The sequence below is a fragment of the Delftia sp. ZNC0008 genome, assembly GCF_000799035.1.
Lineage (GTDB): Bacteria > Pseudomonadota > Gammaproteobacteria > Burkholderiales > Burkholderiaceae_C > Comamonas > Comamonas tsuruhatensis.
In genome coordinates, this window is the sequence record NZ_JTKZ01000550.1 from 1 (window position 1) to 1,211 (window position 1,211).

Sequence of the window (1,211 nt, forward strand, 5' to 3'; positions counted from 1 at the left end):
CCACTGATTGGCCACGGACTCGGCCAGCGGGCCATGGGGCTCGCCGCGCGGCGGCACCCAGCCGGCGCTGCGCTCCTGCGTGGCGCCGCACTCGGCAAACGGGCTCTTGCCCAGGGCGGCCTCGACGGCCCGCAGGTCTGGAGTCCAGGAATCGGAGATTCGGTAAATGATCAGGTTCTTGAGCATGGTGTGTCAGGCAAGGGATTTCGGATGCTTGGGTAGGCAGCCCAGGCGGTTGGCTTCTGCGTCGGTCCAGGATGCGTGGCCCAGCAGCAGGGTGTGGGCCTGGGTGGCCAGGGCCAGGTTGGGCTGCACTCGCCTTGCCTGAGCCACGAGCAGATCCAGCAGCTTGGTGTAGGCGCGAGTCTTGAGAATCCCCCAGCCGCCGAACTCGGGCGGCATGCGCTTCACCAACTGTTCGGCCTGAACCCCAATGCCCTTCACGGCTTCCTTGTGAACGAGCTTGGCCTCGTTGCGCAACTGGGCCGCCTCGGTCGAAAGTGCTTTTGCGCGTGCGCGCAGGTTGTAGGCTTCCACGGCGCGTTTCTCGCCCTTTGCTTCGAGGCGCAGCGCGGCGGCCTCGGTGGCCTTGGCCTTGGCCTTGGCACGCATGATCATTTCTTGCGCGTAGAGATCTGCCGGTGTTTGCGACATGGGGTTCTCCAAACGGTGGGTTACAGGGCGCCGCCTTCGGTGTCGTCGGCCGGCAGGTGCTGGATGGCGGGCACAGGGATCGCTGGCGCGCGCGGCGCGGGCCCGGCCAGGAATTCCTCACGCTTCTGGTAGAGCCGGTCGATCAGGGCGTCGGCCAGGCGCGGCAGGTCGCGGGCGTTCATCAGCACAGCGTTGCGGTCCTTCTCAAAGGGCACGCCCAGGGCTGCAAGGTTTGCCGCATTGAGCTGCAACACGGGCGCGAAGGCCGCGCAGATCTGCGAGAGGTTGAGCTTCTCGGGATTCGCCATGGTGATCAGTGGGCCTGTGCCTTGACCTGGGACTCGCGCATTGCCTGGTAGCCGGCGAGCATGGGTTCGAGCTGCTGACGCAGATCCACGCCGGGCTCCAGGTTCGCGCCGACGCTGGCCAGGGCGCAGCCCATGGCGTACAGGCCGCCATACAGGGCAAACGTGTTGCCGTTGCGCTGGCCATAGGCGCTCAGGATTTCGATGATCGGCTCAGCCACATGCGTCATGGCATGGGCGTGGTGGTTGGAC

The 1,211-nt window shown here is 66.2% G+C and carries 4 protein-coding genes; all 4 read right to left on the minus strand.

The genetic code is table 11. From position 1 onward, the window contains the following. The coding region (gene rdgC, locus L995_RS18340; protein ID WP_047472904.1) for a recombination-associated protein RdgC at window positions 1–186 on the minus strand (186 nt) is incomplete at its 3' end. A gap of 6 nt (window positions 187–192) precedes the next feature. Further along, window positions 193–654: a hypothetical protein gene (locus L995_RS18345; protein ID WP_156136095.1), complete on the minus strand. Its 462-nt coding sequence runs from the start codon at window positions 652–654 to the stop codon at window positions 193–195. A gap of 20 nt (window positions 655–674) precedes the next feature. Beyond that, a complete protein-coding gene (locus L995_RS18350; protein ID WP_047472906.1) occupies window positions 675–962 on the minus strand; it encodes a hypothetical protein in 288 nt (95 codons plus the stop codon). A gap of 5 nt (window positions 963–967) precedes the next feature. Beyond that, window positions 968–1,211: hypothetical protein (locus L995_RS18355; protein WP_231574468.1), on the minus strand; the 244-nt coding region annotated here is incomplete at its 5' end.

What these genes read in the sequence shown, in the direction of transcription:
- L995_RS18350 (WP_047472906.1), bottom strand. Translation starts at nt 962, where the DNA reads ATGGCGAATCCCGAGAAGCTCAACCTCTCGCAGATCTGCGCGGCCTTC.
- L995_RS18345 (WP_156136095.1), bottom strand. Translation starts at nt 654, where the DNA reads ATGTCGCAAACACCGGCAGATCTCTACGCGCAAGAAATGATCATGCGT.